Annotated in this window: 17 protein-coding genes and 1 pseudogene; 2 read left to right on the top strand and 16 right to left on the bottom strand. The window is 68.6% G+C overall.

Annotated elements, in window-relative coordinates; genetic code table 11:
- Nucleotides 1–15 precede the first annotated feature (15 nt).
- The gene (locus AB0E69_RS13225; protein ID WP_360143671.1) at nucleotides 16–459 is read left to right on the top strand and encodes a MarR family transcriptional regulator; all 444 of its coding nucleotides are present in this window, start codon (nucleotides 16–18) and stop codon (nucleotides 457–459) included.
- Here the strand turns inward: AB0E69_RS13225 and AB0E69_RS13220 are convergent.
- The 6 genes from AB0E69_RS13220 to AB0E69_RS13195 are packed head-to-tail and all read right to left on the bottom strand — an operon-like array spanning nucleotide 448 to nucleotide 5,240.
- Nucleotides 448–1,167 carry a GNAT family N-acetyltransferase gene (locus AB0E69_RS13220; protein WP_360143669.1) on the bottom strand — a complete coding sequence of 240 codons (720 nt, stop codon included), beginning with the start codon at nucleotides 1,165–1,167 and terminating at the stop codon, nucleotides 448–450. The two genes, AB0E69_RS13225 and AB0E69_RS13220, sit on opposite strands and share 12 nt — an antisense overlap.
- A 36-nt stretch (nucleotides 1,168–1,203) precedes the next feature.
- Nucleotides 1,204–2,190: an adenylate/guanylate cyclase domain-containing protein gene (locus tag AB0E69_RS13215; protein ID WP_360143666.1), complete on the bottom strand. Its 987-nt coding sequence runs from the start codon at nucleotides 2,188–2,190 to the stop codon at nucleotides 1,204–1,206.
- Nucleotides 2,180–2,578 carry a cyclic nucleotide-binding domain-containing protein gene (locus AB0E69_RS13210; protein ID WP_360143663.1) on the bottom strand — a complete coding sequence of 133 codons (399 nt, stop codon included), beginning with the start codon at nucleotides 2,576–2,578 and terminating at the stop codon, nucleotides 2,180–2,182. The genes AB0E69_RS13215 and AB0E69_RS13210 overlap by 11 nt, the downstream gene beginning before the upstream one ends.
- Before the next feature lie 36 nt (nucleotides 2,579–2,614).
- The gene (locus tag AB0E69_RS13205) at nucleotides 2,615–4,006 is read right to left on the bottom strand and encodes an FAD-dependent monooxygenase (RefSeq protein ID WP_360143660.1); all 1,392 of its coding nucleotides are present in this window, start codon (nucleotides 4,004–4,006) and stop codon (nucleotides 2,615–2,617) included.
- On the bottom strand, nucleotides 4,003–4,638 hold the full coding sequence (locus tag AB0E69_RS13200) for a VC0807 family protein (RefSeq protein WP_360143657.1): 636 nt from the start codon (nucleotides 4,636–4,638) through the stop codon (nucleotides 4,003–4,005). The genes AB0E69_RS13205 and AB0E69_RS13200 overlap by 4 nt, the downstream gene beginning before the upstream one ends.
- A gap of 5 nt (nucleotides 4,639–4,643) precedes the next feature.
- Nucleotides 4,644–5,240 (bottom strand): helix-turn-helix domain-containing protein, encoded by a 597-nt coding sequence (locus AB0E69_RS13195; RefSeq protein WP_360143654.1) that lies wholly within the window; start codon nucleotides 5,238–5,240, stop codon nucleotides 4,644–4,646.
- A gap of 172 nt (nucleotides 5,241–5,412) precedes the next feature.
- Between AB0E69_RS13195 and AB0E69_RS13190 the strand changes: the two genes are divergently transcribed.
- Nucleotides 5,413–6,939: a DUF4185 domain-containing protein gene (locus tag AB0E69_RS13190; protein WP_360143651.1), complete on the top strand. Its 1,527-nt coding sequence runs from the start codon at nucleotides 5,413–5,415 to the stop codon at nucleotides 6,937–6,939.
- Nucleotides 6,940–6,991: 52 nt separating this feature from the next.
- Here AB0E69_RS13190 and AB0E69_RS13185 read toward each other — a convergent pair whose 3' ends face one another.
- The 10 genes and pseudogenes from AB0E69_RS13185 to AB0E69_RS13140 all read right to left on the bottom strand — a co-directional run bounded on the left by AB0E69_RS13185 (nucleotide 6,992) and on the right by AB0E69_RS13140 (nucleotide 16,717).
- On the bottom strand, nucleotides 6,992–8,335 hold the full coding sequence (locus AB0E69_RS13185) for a threonine/serine exporter family protein (RefSeq protein WP_360143648.1): 1,344 nt from the start codon (nucleotides 8,333–8,335) through the stop codon (nucleotides 6,992–6,994).
- On the bottom strand, nucleotides 8,325–9,302 hold the full coding sequence (locus AB0E69_RS13180; protein ID WP_360143645.1) for a sugar-binding transcriptional regulator: 978 nt from the start codon (nucleotides 9,300–9,302) through the stop codon (nucleotides 8,325–8,327). The genes AB0E69_RS13185 and AB0E69_RS13180 overlap by 11 nt, the downstream gene beginning before the upstream one ends.
- Before the next feature lie 27 nt (nucleotides 9,303–9,329).
- Entirely contained in the window at nucleotides 9,330–10,544 is a 1,215-nt protein-coding gene (locus tag AB0E69_RS13175) for a DUF4038 domain-containing protein (RefSeq protein WP_360145904.1), read from the bottom strand.
- A gap of 78 nt (nucleotides 10,545–10,622) precedes the next feature.
- Nucleotides 10,623–10,874: pseudogene (locus AB0E69_RS13170) on the bottom strand (DUF5060 domain-containing protein); the annotation flags it as partial.
- Nucleotides 10,871–11,827: a transketolase C-terminal domain-containing protein gene (locus AB0E69_RS13165; protein ID WP_360143642.1), complete on the bottom strand. Its 957-nt coding sequence runs from the start codon at nucleotides 11,825–11,827 to the stop codon at nucleotides 10,871–10,873. The pseudogene AB0E69_RS13170 and the gene AB0E69_RS13165, both read right to left, overlap by 4 nt.
- Nucleotides 11,824–12,714: a transketolase gene (locus AB0E69_RS13160; protein ID WP_360143639.1), complete on the bottom strand. Its 891-nt coding sequence runs from the start codon at nucleotides 12,712–12,714 to the stop codon at nucleotides 11,824–11,826. The genes AB0E69_RS13165 and AB0E69_RS13160 overlap by 4 nt, the downstream gene beginning before the upstream one ends.
- Entirely contained in the window at nucleotides 12,711–13,706 is a 996-nt protein-coding gene (locus AB0E69_RS13155; protein WP_360143636.1) for a sugar phosphate isomerase/epimerase family protein, read from the bottom strand. Before AB0E69_RS13155 ends, AB0E69_RS13160 begins: the two co-directional genes overlap by 4 nt.
- A gap of 9 nt (nucleotides 13,707–13,715) precedes the next feature.
- Nucleotides 13,716–14,606 (bottom strand): carbohydrate ABC transporter permease, encoded by an 891-nt coding sequence (locus tag AB0E69_RS13150; RefSeq protein WP_360143633.1) that lies wholly within the window; start codon nucleotides 14,604–14,606, stop codon nucleotides 13,716–13,718.
- Complete coding sequence (locus AB0E69_RS13145) at nucleotides 14,603–15,502, bottom strand: sugar ABC transporter permease (protein WP_360143630.1); 900 nt, start codon at nucleotides 15,500–15,502, stop codon at nucleotides 14,603–14,605. Before AB0E69_RS13145 ends, AB0E69_RS13150 begins: the two co-directional genes overlap by 4 nt.
- A 3-nt stretch (nucleotides 15,503–15,505) precedes the next feature.
- Entirely contained in the window at nucleotides 15,506–16,717 is a 1,212-nt protein-coding gene (locus AB0E69_RS13140; RefSeq protein ID WP_360143627.1) for an extracellular solute-binding protein, read from the bottom strand.
- Between the last annotated feature and the right edge of the window lie 20 nt (nucleotides 16,718–16,737).

Raw genomic sequence — 16,737 nt, 5'->3', positions numbered from 1 at the left:
AGGTACGATCGGGGCGTGACGGAATGGTTGACGGCCGACGAGGAGCGCTCGTGGCGGGCGGTCCGGCGGCTGCTGACCGTCGTACCGTCGCGGCTTGCGCGCGACCTCAACCAACTCGGGCTGTCGATGGCCGACTACGAGGTGCTCAGCACGCTGTCGGAGAAGCCGGACCGGCGGTGGGGGCTGAAGGACTTCGCGGAGAAGATGCAGTGGTCGCGGAGCCGGTTGTCACACCACGCGGCGCGGATGGAGGCGCGCGGTCTGATCGACCGGGAGCCGGATCCCGACGACGCGCGCGGGTCGATCTACCACCTGACCGACCACGGCTTCGACGTACTCGCGGAGGCGGCGCCGGGGCATTTGGACTCGGTACGGCGCCGGCTCGTCGACCACCTGACGCCGGAAGAGCTCGCGGTCCTCGAGCGGGTGGCGACCCGGATCGCCGACCTACCCGACTGACGCAGCAGCCACCGAACGGTAGGTGTAGCCGAGGCGGCGGTAGACCGCGATCGCGGCATCGTTGGTGCGGTCAACCATCAACGCGGCCTGCCCGTGCTGCTTCACCAGCTCGGCGGTGACGAAACCGCACACCTGCCGCGACAATCCCTTGCCTCGGGCAACTGGTTTGGTGGCGACGCCGGCCAGGAACCCGACCTCCGGAGCACTCCACGCATCGGCCGCGATACTCAGCAACTCGCCGTCCGCACCGGTCAGCGCGGCCCACCGCCGTACTGCGGGATGCCCCGGCCAGGCGTACGACGCCGGCGACGCCTCTACGAGCAACTCCTCGACCCCGGCGTCCCCGTCCATCCAGGTGGCGCTCGTGGTCACCTCTGGAACCTCCGCCGTGTCCATCCACCCGAACGCGGCCGCGAACTCCACCCCCGGCACCCGCTCCGCCAGCTCGCGCACCAGTTGCTCGTCACCGAACGGCCGGTACGACGGACCCACCTCACCCAACACGTCCCGCACCAACCCAGCCGCGTGATCAATCGGTCCGGCCACCGACAGCCGATCACGCTTCGAGAGATTCGGCGCCGCAACGGCAATCGCCTCGCCGGCGGTCCACGCCCGCACACCCGGCCCGAATCCTTGCGCGGCCCAGACGATCAATCGATCGCCCCCGCTCACCCGGATCAACTCAGCCGTGGTCCCGATCGCGCGCACACGCCCAACCGTATGTCAGCGGGGGGCGGCCGCCGCTTAGTGGGGATCGGCTCGTTGGACGGCGTACGGGGAGAGGTGGCGGTAGCCGCGGACCGAGACCCGGCGGAGGCGGTGGAGGTCGTAGTCGGGGTGGCCGTCGAGGGCGGCGGCCAGCTCGCGGTCGGCGAGGACCCGGCCGGGTTTGCACTCGGTGGTGAGGCGGGCGGCGAGGTTGACGACTTCGCCGTACACGTCGCCGAGGCGGATCAGAATCGTGCCGTACGCGAGCCCGATCCGGAGCTCGGGCAGGTCCTCGGCGGCGCTCATCGCGTCCTGCAGGGCGAGCGCGATGGCAGCGCCCTGCGCGGCGGTGTCCGCGACGAACAGGACCTCGTCGCCGATCGACTTGATCACCCGGCCGCCGTTCAGTGCGACCACATCCGCGGCGGTGCCCTCGAAGCGTTCGATCAGCTGGCCGAGCTCGCTGTCGGTCAGCCGCCGCGTCATCCGCGTGTAGCTGACGATGTCGGCGAACCCGACCGCCCGCACCCCGCGCGCCATCTCGCTCGACCCGGCCACCGACCGCCCGGCCGCCGCGGCCAGGTGCCGGCGCCAGACGTACGTCTGCAACCGCTCCATCGCCGGCAGCAGCAACCCGGCGACCTCGATCGCCTCGTCGGCCGCCAGCTTCGACCCGCCGAGGAACTCCAGGAACATCGCCGACTGCCACGACGCCAGCCGCGACTGCGTCTGCCCGAGCTTGCGCGCCAGCGACGACTCGACCTCCGGCTGGATGAACCCGTCGTCCTCGAGCGCCGCGACCAGCCGCAGCGCCTCGACGTCGTCGTCGGTGAACGCGATCTCGTCGTCCGGCACGGTCGCGAACCCGAGCGCGTGCCACATCCGCTCGGCGCGCGCGATCGAGATCCCGGCGCGCTCGGACACCTCGATCCGGGTGAACTTGCGCTCCCCGCCGAGCAGCGTCCGCTCGAAATCCGCGGCGAGCGCCGTCAGATCCGGCACCGCCTCCCGGTCAGCGGCCACCGCGGCGCTCGGCGATGGTGGCGTCGATGGCGTCCCGGAAGGCCGGCAGCCGGGTGGTCAGCTCCTCGAACTTCTCCCGGGTGAAGTGCAGCAGCTGCAGCCGCGACTTCGCCGTCACGGTTGCCGTCCGCAACTGGTTCTTCCGGACCCCGACCTCGCCGGCGATGTCACCCGGACCGAGCTCGGCGATCTCGGTGCCTTTCTCCCGGACCGCCGCCGTCCCGCTCAGGATCAGGTACGCCGCGTCCGGCGCCGTCTGCTCGAGGATCAGCGACCAGCCGGCCGGGACCGAGACCTCCTCGCCGGCCCGGAAGATGTCCCTGATGTCCTTACCGGACAGGTCCGCGAACAGCGGCAGGTCCCGCGGTGACGTCCTACCCAGTGCCACGTCGCTCCTCCGAGCCCGCCGGGGCCAGCCCGGCGATCAGCCGATGTTTCCAGTCAGTAACTCTAACGGCTCGCTCCCGCCGGGGTCACCCGGTCCGGCGAAATGCCCTGGAACGGCCGGTGGAACCGCCGCCGGATCATCCGTTGCCCACTGCACGTACCCGTCGGGGCGCAGCAGCACTCGCCCGCCGTCGACCTCGACCAGCAGGTACCGTCCGGACCGCAGGTGCTCGGCGATCGTCGTTCCGTCGGGCAAGTCCAGGTCCGGCATTCGTTGCCCTACCAACGGGTGGTCGCCTGGGGCGTACGCGAGCCCCAGACCCGACACCACGCCGGCCAACCGCCGGTTCGCCTCCGGTACGCCGAGCAGGTCGACGAAGGTCTCCCGCAGACAGGCGACGTCGTCGTCCGGCACCATCAGCACGCCTTGGGCCCGTGTGTTCGCGAGCACCGCGGCGCCGGCCGGGTGCCGCTCGTCGTGATAGCTGTCCAGCAGCGCCTCGTCACCGTCGCCGCGGACTACGGCGCCCAGTTTCCAGCCGAGGTTGAACGCGTCCTGCAGTCCGAGGTTCATCCCCTGGCCACCGGTCGGGGAGTGAATGTGCGCGGCATCTCCGGCAACGAACACCCGCCCGACCCGGTACTGCGCCGCCAGCCGGGCCGCGTCAGTGAAGCGCGAGCCGTAGCGGAGCTCACGCAGTACGACGCCGTCGCCGTACCAACCTTTAAGCGCCGCGGCGACCTCGGCATGCGCGACCGGCTGGTTCTTGGGCAGGTGCTGCTGGTCTGGGCCGGTGAAGAGCACCCGGTGTACGCCGTCCTCGAGCGGGACCATCGTGAGGACCCTGCCGTCCTGCGGCACGAGCGACGGCAGCTGCCAATCTGGATCGATCCCGGCCACGACCACGTCGGCGACGACCGCGCTGAAGCGTCCGTCGCGGCCGGGGAACTCGATCCCGGTCAGCTTCCGCACCGCACTGTGCGCGCCGTCGCAGCCGACGACCCAGTCCGCGCGGATCGTCGTACCGTCCGCAAACACCGCCTCGTCTTCGTGGAGCGCCGTCAGCTCGAGACCACGGCGTACGACGACGCCGTGGCGAGCCAGGTGATCCTCGAGGTACTGCTCCAGGCGGAGTTGGGGAATCCCTAGCTGGTAAGGGAATCTGGTGTCCCAGGCGCTGTAGTCGAGCGGGACCGGCAGCCCGGCGAAGTGACCACCGGGGAGCTCGCGGGCTTGGCCGCGCAGCGGGTCGAGGAGCCCTCGGGAGTGCAGGATCTCGACCGATCGGGGCTGCAAGGACAGGGCCTTCGACTGGCCGGACCGCTCGGCGGCGCGATCCACGATCGTCACGTCCGCGCCGGCGAGCGTGAGCTCCGAGGCCAGGAGGAGTCCGGTCGGGCCGGCGCCGACCACGAGGACGTCGGTCATGCCAGCAGGTCGTTCTTGCGCGAGTAGATCATCATGAAGCCGTAGAGCAGGACGAACACGACGATCCACTGGACGGTGGTCACGCCGGGGACGGCGTCGAGCGGCAGGGCATACGCGATCACCACTCGGACGACCGCGTCGAACACCAGGCCGACGCCCCAGACGATCGTGATCAGCCGGATGCCGTGCCGGAAGGGTGGCTCCTTGTCCCAGCGGCCGGCCCAGACCTCGCCGCCACCCTTGCCACGTTTCGCTTCTGCGATGCCCCGACCGATGGCCAGCAGCAACGGCTTGCCGAGGGCAACGGTTGCCAGCAGCCAGCCGCCGCAGAGCGCGGTGATCACGCCGTCCTTGGCGAGCAGCATCCGGGGGCTGTGCATGGCGAGCGACGCGATCGTGCCGACCGCGAGCGCGACGATCATGAAGACCGCCATCCAGTCGACCTTGCGACCGCGGAGCAGCGAGTACGCCGTCCGTAGGACGGGGATCACCGAACCGGCCAGGGTGGCACCGACGACGCCAACTCCGGACTGACGCAGACCGTAGAAGATCAGCAGGGGAAGGACAAGGTCGATCAGGGCCGGGGCCAGGACGGCACCCCAGCGGGCTTTCGGCTTGAGGTCATTCGTCATGGTGGTCACCGCTGCACCCTTGTCGCTCGATGGAAGATCTCGGTCAGTTCCTCCGCGCAGTGCGCGGCGTCGGCACCGGCGACCAGCCGGCCGGCCGCGGCGTCGATGGCCGCGCGGAGGGTGACGGCCATCAGCACGGTGTCGAACTTGCGGAAGACGCCGGTGCGCTGGCCGTGGTCGAACAACGCGACCAGCCGGGCGAGTGCGCCATCAGCCTCCTCGGCCGGCACCGGCGCACCGCCGGACACGATCTGCTGCACGGCGCGGACATGGTCGGGCTGGGCGGCGATGAACTCGAGGTTGGATCGGATGTACGCGGCCAGCTTCTCGTCGGCGCCGTTCGCCGCCTCGATCGCCGGGCGCATCACCTCGGCCGCGTCAGTCGTGACGCGACGTAGTACCTCGGCGAGGAGCTCGTCCTTGGTCTTGAAGTGGTAGGAGATCAGCCGCTTGCTGCTGAGCCCGGCGGCCGCGCAGATCGCGTCGTATGAGGTCGCGGCGTACCCGCGCTCGGCCAGCACCGCGATAGTCGCCGCGACGATCTGGTCGCGGCGGGCCGCCGTACTCCCGGCGCGGTCCGATGCCTGCTGAGTTATCCGCATGAGTAAAAGTTACACATTTGGATAACTTGCCGTCAAGCCCAGCCCGGGACGGTGTCCGTCACCTGGAGGCGGCCAAATCCGCCCCCGCCACCCGGTTGACCCCCGCCAACTCCCGCCGTACGTTGGCTCGGAAATCGATTTCTACCTCCAGCCCGCCCAAGGAGAAGCCCGGATGCGGAAACGATGGCTGCTCGTCCTCCCTGCTCTGCTCGGCACCGCCGTGCTGCCCACCGGCCCTTCGGTCCCGGCGCAAGCCCAAGCCGTACCGTCACCCGTCGACCGGGTCGCGAAGCTCACCGGGCCGGGGTCCATCAACGACACCGAGGCGCGGTTCGCCCTGAAGGCGACCGATCTCGGCATCCTGTGGGACAACGGGTCCGGCGAGATCCTGACCGCGTTCGGCGACAGCTACGGCAGCGGCTGGACCGGGCCCGGTGGCGGCGCCGGCGACCAGGCAACGATCGACTGGCGCTGCAACCTGTTGCTGCGCAGCAAGGACCACAACCTGGCCGACGGTATGACGCTCGATTCGGCCGCCGAGGATCGCCCGGGGCATGCCAAGGAGTTCCTGCCCTGCAAGAAGGTCGACCGCGACGAGCACACGGTGATCCCGACCGCGGGGATCTCGGTGGGCAGGCGCCAGTACGTGCAATACATGTCGGTCAACTACTGGGGTCCGGCCGGGAGCTGGTTCACCAACTACTCCGGTTTCGCGTACTCCGACGACAACGGCGAGACCTGGACCAAGGACGCGGGCGCCCGCTGGCAGAACACCAAGGCCTGGGACGACAACTTCCAGATGACCGCCCTGGCCCGCCGCGGTGGATACGTCTACATGGTCGGTACGCCGAACGGCCGGTTCGGCAACGCGCATCTGGCTCGCGTCCCCGAGCAGCAGGTCCTGCAGAAGAAGGCCTGGCGGTACTGGGACGGCCGGACCTGGTCGCCGCAGGAATCAGCCGCCGTACCGATCGCGGTCGGCCCGGTCGGCGAGGTCTCGATCCAATGGAACGCGTACACCGGCAAGTGGCTGATGATGTACCTCGACGAGCACCGCGCCTCGATCGTCCTCCGCTCCGCCAAGGACCTCACCGGACCGTGGAGCGGCGAACAGGTCGTTGTCAAAGGCACCGAGTACCCGGGTCTCTACGGGTCCTTCATGCACCCGTGGTCGCAGGGCCCGGACCTCTACTTCACGATGGCGCAGTGGGACCCGTACAACGTGTTCCTGATGCACACCAAGCTCACCGAGGACGGCCAGGCGACCAACCTGGTCACGGACCCCGCCTTCGAGGCGCAGACCAGTGGTACGCCGCAAGCTCCGTGGCAGCTGAGCGGGACCGGCGGGATCGATCGATCGAACCTCGGTCACACGGGCACGAACAACGCGTTCGTCCGTGATTCCATCGGCACGCATCAACTCCAGCAGACCGTCGCCGTTCGGCCCAACCACCGCTACAAGCTCTCTGCCTGGGTCCGGACCGCGGACAACAACTCCGAGACGATGCTCGGCGTCCGCACCCTGCGCGGCCGGACGATCGCGCAGCAGACCGGCGGCGCGCATCCGCAGTACACGCAGGTCACTCTCGAGTTCAACTCCGGCAAGGAGTCACTGATCCAGCTGTACGCCGGCTTCTTCGGCCACGGCCAGGACGTGTGGCTGCAACTCGACGACGTGGTGCTGGAAGAGGTCCGATGAAACGGCAGGGCGGGTAGCGCGTCAGGCGGTACGGCGTTAGGTGGTACGGCGTTCACGCCGTCCGGCGGCGTCGGCGCGGTCGGGGCGAGCGGCGTCGTACCGGCCGGCGCGGGCCAACGAGGCGGGGACCGGCCAGCCGGTCCTCCAGGCGTCTCGCCTCGCGGCGGATGGGCTGGGCGACGTACTCGCCGAGAAGAACGCCCGAGGCGAGCGCGACACCGATCGCGACCGCCGTGGCCAGGCTGACGATGCCGATCAGTTGGCCGAGGCCCATCAGCTCATAGAGGCCCTTGTAGATCGTCAGGCCGGGCAAGAGCGGGATCGTGCCCGACACGACCACGACCAGCGGAGGTACGCCGGAGCGGCGGCCCAGAGCGTAGCCGCCGACGCCCACCACGAAGGCCGCTGCGGCCGTCGACCAGGCCGGACCGAACGAAGCCCGGCTCATCAATGTGAACGCCAGCGAACCGAGCGCACCGAGTATCGCGACCGGCAACAGCGCTCGCAGTGGTGCGTACGACGCGTACGCGAACGCGACCGCCATCAGTGCACCGGACCCGACCATCACCGGCAGGTTCGCCAGCTGGATCGTCTGTGCCTCGATCCCGACGTGCAGGCCGAACTTCAACCCGAGCGCGAGGCCTAGCGACACCCCGGCGATGATCCCGCCGGTCAGCAGCATGGCTTCGAGCAAGCGGGCGGCCGCGGTCACGTAGTACCCGGTGATCGCGTCCTGGACGGCGCCGGTGAGCGCGATCCCGGCCAGCAGCATGATGATGCCGGCGGCAACGACCAGGGATGGTTTCACCGGCGCGCCGGTCGCGTACAGGATCAGCGCGACCGCGGACGCCACGAACGCACCCGCCACCTGCTGGTAGAACGCGGGCAGCCGCTGACTGTTGAACCATCGATTGATCAAATCGATCACCATCGCGGTCACGACGGCGATCAACGTGATCAACCAACCACCACCGAGCAGCAACGTCGCCCCACCGGCCATCACGCCCCACGCCACGACCGCACTCCACCGCGGGTACGGCGGTCCCGCGGACGTGAACCGGGCCAGCTCGCGCGACGCCTCCTCGCGGGTCACCTCACCACGGGCGTACCGCCGTACCAACTGATCGACGTCGGTCAGACGGGAGAAGTCCTGCGACCGGTACCGGACCAGCCGGATGTGCGTCTCCGGCGCGACGTCCGGCGCGGCCTGGTACGAGACCGCCATCGAGGTGAACGTGATGTCGACCTCGCAGCCACGCAGCCCGCCGGCCGCGGTCACCCCCAGGATCGTCGCGGTCGCATCCGCCGTCCCCGCACCGCTGGACAGCAGCACCTCCCCGACCCGCAACGCCAGGTCGATGGTCGCGTAAACCTCCCGCTGCTCGTCAGGCTGCATCGACGAGCTTTTGAGCCATGGCTAGGTCGGTGATCAGGATGTTTACCCAGCCGCCGAGCATGGCGGCGCGGATCGCGGAGAACTTCCGCTCGCCGCCGGCGACGCCGATCCGGCGCGGGACCGCGAGTAGTTCCTTCGCGGTCACCCCGATGACCCGCTGGTCGAACGTCGATCGCACCAACTTTCCCTCTTCGTCGAAGAACCGGAAACAGACGTCCCCGACGGCACCGAGCCGGCGCAGCTCGTCCTGGTCGGCCTCGGCGACCGCGTTCCCGCTGCGCTGCAGCAGCGGCGAGGGCTCGAGGCTGCCGATCCCGACCAGGGCGTCGGTGAGCTGCCCCCACGTGCCCAGAACGTCCCGAACCGACACGTCGTTCATCATCGCGCGCCGTACGGCGGGCGTCCCGACCAGCCCAGGAGCGGGCAGGTAGACCGGCATCCCACCGGTCAGCTCGGCGAACCGCGCGGTCAGCCGCGTCGCCTGCATCTGCACCGCGGCGTCACCGAGCCCGCCGACGATCTGGACCACCTTGTCGACCACCGGCACGCTCTTCCGCGGCATCCGGTCGACCGCGCTGATCAGCGTCTCGCTCCAGGACGAGATCCCGATCACGTGCCCGCCGGTCAGCGTCATGTCGATGTACGCCGCCGCGCCCGAGCCGAGCGCGGGCAGCACCTCGTCGCCGACGCCCGCGGTGTCGACGACGACCGCGTCCCGCAGCCCGTACTTGCCCTGCAGCTCGTCCTCGAGGTCGCTGTGCACCCCGCTCGGCATGGTGACCACGGTGTGCACGATGCCGACCTCGATGGCCTGCTTGAGCATCCGCGACACCCGCGCCTGGGACAGGTTGAGCTCAGCGGCGATCTGCGGCTGCCGGATGCCCTTCTCGTGGTACATCCGCGCCACCTTCGCCAGCAGCCGCAGCTCGTCCAGACCCGGCTGGCGCACACTACGTTCGCGGTTCATGCCGACCCCTTCCCCGACCTCCCCGGACTATATGCAGAGGTAGACCCGGGGTGCGCCACCAGGATCGGGCAACGGGGCCTGCGGCGTGTCCCGGGTGCCGGTCGCGACGACCGAACCGTCCCGCGGATCGACGATCGCGTAGGTCAACGGAACGGTGTCGTCGAACACCATCACCGGGCCACCGTTCTCCCGGTAGACGATCAGCATGCCGCCCTTGCCGGTGAGGGCGCGGCCGCTGATCACCCGGGTCCAGTCCGGCCGCATGTCGGTGGTCGGGAGGCCGCTGAGGATCTTCCCGAGGAGTCCGACGTACGTCGATCCCTCGAATCCGACCGCTTCGCGCCAGCCGGCGCCCGGCGCGAGGAAGAACTCGGAGTGGCCGGGCTCGTCGGGGTGGAGCCGCCACTGCCACAGGCTGCCGGCTCCGTAGACGACACCCATCGTGCCGCCGGCGCACAGGTTGCTCCAGGCCTCGTGGCCCTGCCACCAACCCTCAGCGACTCCGGTCCGGCCGGTGTGTTCGTAGGTCGGCTCGCCGTTGGCTACTGCCTTCACCGGCTCGTTGCGCCACATGTCGGCGACTCGCTCGGGCACGTGTTCGCCGGTGTGACCGGTCTGGCACCACTGGAAGTCGAGCCAATCGGCGCCCTGGTGGGCTTTGGCCTGGATGTGCGGGCGGTAGTGGATACCGGTCGGCTGGGCGTAGCAGTCGGCGGCGTGTACTTCGATTCCTCCGGCCTCGGTCTGCGGCTCGTCGCCGGAGCCGTCGCCACCGACCAGGTAGATGGCGGGGCGCGCGCCGTACCTGGCGACGAGGTAGCGGCAGTAGGCGGCGTACTCGTCCGGCGGTACGACGGTGCCGGCGACGTCGAGGCCCTTCCAGCCGAAGCCCTGGAAGACCGGCTGGAGAACCGGAACCAGGCCGTGCTCGACCAGGATCTGCAGGAGGTTGTCGAGGTACTGGAAGTACTCGACGTTCAGCTGCCGCAGATGCCCGTCCGGCAAATCTTCGAACGCACGCGCGAAACCCTCGTCCTGCGTGCGGTCCCGCGGCCCCTCCGCGCGCATATCCGGCTGCACAGTCATCAGCAGGACGGCGTTGAAACCTTTCGACTGCCGATCGGCCGCATACTCGCGCACCTGCTCCGGAGTAGCCCGCCAAGGCAACGCCCAAGCAGTGTCAGCCACCAGAATCGCCGACGTCCCATCCGCATGCACCAGACTCCGCCCACCAGCAGACATCCGCCAAAACCCATGCCGATACAACGGATTCTCCCCCTCACCCGCCCCCACCTGAAACGATCCACCCACCCACGACCACCGCCCAGCCTCAGGCGCAGCAAACCGAACGCGGTAGGTCGTGCCCCCGTCCCAGAAGGTTGGCCGTCGAAGCCGCCGCCCACTCTCATGCTCAAACTCAACCCACGCAGCCGCCGGCTCCGCGTCCCACGAGCCCCCGGGCTCCCCACCCGACCCGGGACGCTTGCCCTCGGCACGTCCGTCTTTCGGGCCGGTGGCCGACGTGTCTGATCCCGGGATCGTGAACTCGAGTTCCCGCCAGGCTGCGGTCACAGGAGGCGCCGGGCTGCGTCTGCGATCCCGTCCGCAGACAACCCGTAGCGGTCGAGTAAGTAGGCGGCTGAGCCGGTGGGGGCGAACTCGGGGAAGCCGAGGATTTCCACGCGGGTCGGATGGTGGCGGACGACTGTCTCGGCCACCGCCCCGCCAAGCCCACCACCAACTACCGCTTCTTCTGCGGTGACGATTCCGGCCGTCTCCCGCGCGGCCGCGATCACGGCTTCCGTGTCGAGCGGCTGCACCGTCGGCATCGAGACCACCCGGGCCGAGATCCCTTCCTCGGCCAGCCGTTCGGCCGCGGCGACTGCGCGCCACAGCACAGTCCCGTTGCTGATCAGCGTCACGTCGTCCCCGTCCCGGACCGTGACCGCCTTCCCGAGCCGGAACTCGTAGCCGTCCGGGTAGATCTTCGGCACGCTCATCCGGCTGACCCGGATGAACACCGGCCCCTCGGACCCGGCTGCCCACCGCAGCGCCGCGGCCGTCTCGACCGGGTCGGCCGGCACGATGATCGTCATCCCGGCGATCGCCCGCAACCAGGCGATGTCCTCGACCGAGTGGTGCGTCGGCCCGAGTTCGCCGTAGGCGACGCCGGGGCTCATCCCGCAGAGCTTCACGTTGGTGTTCGAGTAGGCGACGTCCGCCTTGATCTGCTCCAGCGCCCGTCCGGTGAGGAAGCACGACGCCGCCGACACGAACGGGATCCGGCCGCCGTTGGCCAGCCCGGACGCGACCCCGACCATGTCCTGCTCCGCGATCCCGACGTTGATCAGCCGGTCCGGGAACGCCTTCCGGAAGCTGTTCAGCTTGCTCGACCCGACCGAGTCGTTGACCACGCCAACGATCCGGTGGTCGGCCTCCGCGAGCTCGGCCAGCGTCTCGACATACGCGTCTCGGCAGTCGTACCGCGGCTGGTCGGCGATCGAACGGGTCTCGATGACTGTCATGCCAGCTCCTTCAGCGCCTGCTCGAACTCGGCCACGTCCGGCACCCGGTGGTGCCAGGCAACGTTGTTGCTCATGAACGAGATCGGGTGGCCCTTGTGCGTGTGCGCGATCACGAACGTCGGTTTGCCCGGCCGGAACGGTACGGCGGACAGCACATCGAGCAGCTCGCCGTGATCGTGCCCGTTCACCTCGACTACCGCGAACCCGAACGCGGTCGCCTTGTCCGGCAACGGGTCCAGGTCGTTGGTCTCCTTGGTGGTGGCGCCCTGCTGCAGCCGGTTCCGGTCGACGATCACGGTCAGCCGGTCCAGCTGGTACTGCGAGGCCGCCATCATCGCCTCCCAGTTCGACCCCTCCTGCAGCTCGCCGTCGCCGACCAGCACATAGGTACGGCGCAACGAGACGTCGAGCTTGGCCGACAACGCGTGCCCGACCGCGACCGGCAGCCCGTGCCCGAGCGGGCCGGTGTTGGCCTCGACCCCGGCGACCTTGTTCCGGTTCGGGTGGCCGTTGAGCGCGGACAGCGGCTTGAGGAACGTCGCGAGCTCCTCGACCGGCAGGAACCCGAACGCGGCGAGCGTGGTGTAGAGCGCACCGGCCACGTGGCCCTTGCTCAGGATGAAACGATCCCGCTCAGGGTCGTCGACGGTCGCGGGCGAGATGTCGAGCACCGCGCCGTACAGCGTGGCCAGGATGTCGATCGCGGAGAAGTCGCCACCGATGTGGCCGGCGCCGGCGTGGTGGACCAGCTTGAGGTCCTGGATCCGGATCTGCCGCGCCGCCTCGGCGATGTGGACGATCTGCTCGGCGCGACTGCTGTGCGCCGGCAGCCGGCCGAGCACCGGCATCGTCGTGTTCGTGACGGTCAGCGTCATGCGATCACTCATGCCAGCTCGGCCATCGACGTCAGCAACACCTTCTGGACCAGCTTCTGCGCGGCCAGCGCGTCGTGCGACCGCTGCGCGGCGGCGAGGGCATCGTCGTCCAGTACGTCGAGCGCGTGGTGGACCGCTTTCAGGAAACGGATCGCCTGCTTGGCTGCCTCGACGCTGTCCTCGCGGAACGGGAACTGGTCGAGCTGCCAGACGCCGTCCCAGTTGTTCTTCCGCAGCGTGTGGAAGAATTCGAACGTTTCAACCAGGTGCACGGAGCCGACGACCATGTCGTCGTCCCAGCCGCGCAGGTTGTCGTTGACGTCGATCGCGAACAACCGGTCGTAGTCGATCGCGAGCTGGGCGGCGTCCGCCGGCGTCTCCTGGCCGTACAGCGAATGGCCGAAGTCGAGCAGGATACCGAGGTTGGGCAGGCCGATCTTCTCGATCCCGAGCAGCGTCCGGGCCACGTTCGGGAAGATGATCTTCACCCGTGGCTCGCGTGGCTTGTACTCGATCACGAAGTTGATGTCCGGGTGCGCCGAGACCAGTTCGGTGAGGCCGTCCAGGGCCAGCTTCCAGATGTCGTGGTAGTCGACCTGGAACGGGTAGTCCCAGCCGTCCTGGCCCGGCCAGAGCTTCACGTACGAGCAGCCGAGGTCCTTCGCCAGTTCGGTTGCCTGGTGCAACAGCTCCATCGCCTGCCGGCGGACGGCCGGGTCCGGGTTGGTGAACGAGCCCTTGACGAAGTCCCGGGTGTAGATCTCCGGAGTGATCGCGATCGCCTTCAGGTTGTTACGTTTCAGCGCGTCCTTCACCTCGTCGAGCGTCCCGTCGTACCCCGCGAACGGCCAGTTCAGGTCGACGACGGAGAGGTCGCCGACCGCACCGGCGCGGTCGATCTGCTCGAGCAGGCCGACCGGGTCGCCGTACCCGTCGGTGGCGTAGCGGTCCTTGTAGGTCGCGAAGTGCCAGATACCCGCGCCGAAGACCGGCATGTCAGTCATAGGTGGTTCCTAACCCTTGAGGGAGCCGGCGGTCAGGCCGCCGACGATCCAGCGCTGGAGGAGGGTGTACGCGATCAGGATCGGCACGACGGCGATCAGGATGCCTGCCGCCAGGCCGGTGTTGTTGTTGGCGAACTGGCCCTGGAAGTTGAGCAGCCCGACCGGGATCGTCTTGTGCGCGTCGGAGTTCAGCAGGATCAGCGCGAACAGGAACTCGTTCCAGGTCGCGACCGCGTCCAGGATCGCGACCGTGACGAGCGCCGGCACCGACAGCGGCAGGATCATCGTGAAGAACACCCGCCAGTCGCCGGCGCCGTCCACCGTGGCCGCCTCGATGATCTCGTCCGGGATCTGCCGGAAGAACGACTGCAGTACCAGCACCTCGAACGGGATGCCGAACGCGAGGTACGGTCCGATCAGCCCGAAGATGCTGTCGGTGGCGCCGGCCGAGCGCATCATGATGAAGACCGGCACGATCGTGATGTAGATCGGGATCGTCAGCCCGAGGAACACCGTGAACATCACCGTCCGGCGGAACCGCATCCGCAGCTTGGCCAGCGCGAACCCGAGCATCGCCGACAGCAGCACGCCGAGCGGCACCTTGAGCACCGCCAGGATCGCGCTGTTGCGGTACGTGGTGGCGAAGTTGCCGATGTCCCAGGCGTCCTTGAAGTTGCTCCAGGTCAGCTGGTCCGGCCAGGACAGCGGGCCGTTGCCGATGAAGTCGGCCAGCGGGCGGATGGCGGTGATCACGAGCAGCGCCAGGGGTGAGATCCAGAAGATCGCGATGACGGCGAGGACGAGCGTCATCACCAGACCTCGACGCCCCTTCGGGCCAGGACTGGCGGGCTGGACGGTGTCGACGTGCAGGTCTACTGGGGCTTGGGCCGTGAGCGTCATGACGCCTCCTTCGTCTGCGAGCGGACGTAGGGGATGCCCACCGCGATCGCGACCAGCGTGATCACGACGGCGATCGCCGTACCGTAGCCGGCTTGGTAGTACTGGAAGACGTTGAAGTACATCCACGTTCCCATCACCTGCGTCGAGGTACCAGGACCGCCGTACGTCATCGCGTAGATCAGGTCGAAGACCTTGAACGAGTCGATCAGCGACAACGCGAGCACGATGTAGTGCGCGGGCCGCAGGCTCGGCATCGTCACGTGCCAGAACTGCTGCCACTTGGTCGCGCCGTCGACCGTCGCCGCCTCGTACAGCTCGTTGGGGATGCCCTGCAGCGCGGCCAGGTAGAGCAGCATCGGGAAACCGGTACGCAACCAGATGGCGGGCACCATCACCGCCCACAGCGCGGTCGAGTCCTGCCCGAGCCACGCCTGCGCCAGCCCGTCGAGCCCGATCGCCCGCAGCAGCGAGTTGATCGCGCCGTACTGCGGGTTGTAGAGCCACCCCCAGATGCTCGCGATCGAGACCAGCGGCAGGACGGCCGGCGTGTAGAAGATCAGCCGCAGGACCGGCTTCCCGTGCACCTTGCCGTTGAGCGCGATCGCCAGGGCCAGCCCGATGACCGTCGGTACGGCGATCGTGACCACGGTCCAGATCAGGTTGTTCTTCACCGCCGTGACCACGACCGGATCGTGCGGCAACTTGAAGTAGTTGCTCAATCCAACGAACTTGTAGGTGGCACTCAGGCCGTCCCAGTTGGTCAGGCTGAAGAACAGCGACGACACCGCCGGGTACACCAGGAACCCGACGTAGACGACCAGGGCAGGCAGGGCGAACAGCCACGGTGACCAGCGGCCACCACGCTTCGGTTTGAGGACAGCGACGGTTGTTGCCATCGGCTAGCTCTTCGCCCAGGCCGAGACGATCTCCTGCATCTTCTTCGCCGCCGCGTCCGGCTTGACCGAGCCCTGCAGCAGGTTGCTCTGCACGCTGAAGTACTGGTCGGCCTGCTTCTTCGGGAACGCCTGGTCCTGGATCGTGTAGAACGGGTGATCGCCGGCCTTCGTCGCCCACTCCGCCGACAGCGGCAGCGCCTTCGGGTCCGGCTCGGCGCCCTTCACCGTCGAGGCGGTGATCTGGAGTGCCTTCTGGGTCTCCGGCTTGGCCAGGAAGTCCAGCAGTTCGGCTGCCTTGTCTGCGTTGCCGGTCTTGGCGTTGATCATGTAGCCCTCGACGAAGCCCGAGTGCCGGACGGGCGTCTGGTCGGTCGGCAGCTCGAAGTTCCCGAACGCCGCCGGGCTCTTCTTCGCCGCCAGGATGGCGGCAGCTTCCGTCCACGGGCCGACGATGGTGTACGCCGTCTTGCCCTGCACGTACCACGGCTCGACGTCAGCCGGGTCCAGCCCCAGCGCGCCCTGAGGGAGCCACTTCTTGTCCTGCCACTTCTTGAAGAGCGTGAACGCCTCGACCACCTCTGGCCGGTCCCAGTTCTCGGCGCCGGTCAGCAACTTGTCGTGCAACTCGGGGCCGGCGGTGTGCTCGAGCAGGTACTCGAACAGCCGCATGATGTCCCAGCCGTACTTCCCGCCGAGCCCGCACGGGGTGACACCGACAGCCACCAGCTTGTCGTTCACCTGCTCCAGCTCGGCGTAGCTCTTGGGCGGTGCGCTGACCCCGGCCTTGGCGAACAGCGACTTGTTGTACCAGGCCCCCAATCCGAGGGACAGCAGTGGCAGCCCGGCCTTCAGGCCGTCGAACGTCATGCCCTCGACCGCCTGCTTGTTGACGGAGCTGTCCCAGCCGTACTTGTCGTAGTACTTGCTCAGGTCGAGGGCCTGCTTGGCCTTCGCGAACGGCGCGCCGATCTGGCCGCCCCAGATCCGCCAGATGTCCGGGCCCTTGCCGCCGAGCAGCTGGGTGCGCAGCTTGTCCGGGTACACCGCGGCCCCCGAACCGGGCAGGCTCTCGACGGTCGTCGTCGTACCGGCCTGGGCATCGAACTTCTTCAGCTGCGCCTTCAGCAGACCGATGGTCTCGTCACCTTCGTAGGTGAACAGGCGCAGGTTGTTCGTCGCCGCCTGGGTTGCGCCCGCCGCCCGTCGACGTACCACCGCCGGTGCACGCGGATAGA

This window comes from Kribbella sp. NPDC026611, from assembly GCF_040638345.1.
Taxonomy (GTDB): domain Bacteria; phylum Actinomycetota; class Actinomycetes; order Propionibacteriales; family Kribbellaceae; genus Kribbella.
Note: the sequence above shows the minus strand (reverse complement) of the source record. Positions and strands in the feature narration are given on the sequence as shown.